The following is a 492-nucleotide window of genomic DNA, read 5'->3' as shown; positions in this document are numbered from 1 at the left end:
CCGTCGGTTGACGTACTCTCCACTGCTGTAGGGCTTGACGTGTGAGGTTGTTTGGACAAACGTGTATCCAATGACGTCACAGAGGTATCGAGCCCGACAATCGTCGCAGAGAATCCGCCAGCTCTCGATATCGTCGATGCCAAGCCGCCCGCACCAAAGTTCTTCGACCGGCGTTCCATCAAGGCCGACAATTGCACGAGCCCCATCAAGGTTCGGTGGCCGTCGAATGAAGACACGCGACTCGGTACGATCGTAGACAACCTGTGCACCGTCCTCAAGTTCGACATAATCAAGCTGTGCTTGTTCTCGGAGGCTATCGTCCCAGTCGTAGTAGTCTGGTCCCATATCATCGACAATCGAGCCGCCGAATTCGAGGTGGGCTAAAATAGCGGTTGGTGCCTCAGCGTGACCGTCCTCATTATTGACCGCTGCTGTTGGCTGGGAAATCGACTCCGTGTTCGTAAGTTCATGACGAATCGTGTCCTGGATGTC

1 pseudogene is annotated in these 492 nt (G+C 54.7%); it reads right to left on the bottom strand.

Annotation, left to right across the window (positions count from 1 at the left end):
- Positions 1 to 345, bottom strand: a pseudogene (locus tag D3D01_RS22730) (hypothetical protein); the annotation flags it as partial.
- Between the last annotated feature and the right edge of the window lie 147 nt (positions 346 to 492).

The organism is Haloarcula sp. Atlit-7R (assembly GCF_003666065.1).
Taxonomy (GTDB): domain Archaea; phylum Halobacteriota; class Halobacteria; order Halobacteriales; family Haloarculaceae; genus Haloarcula; species Haloarcula taiwanensis.
The sequence above is the reverse complement of the archived record's forward strand: the minus strand, read 5'-3'. Positions and strand labels throughout refer to the sequence as shown.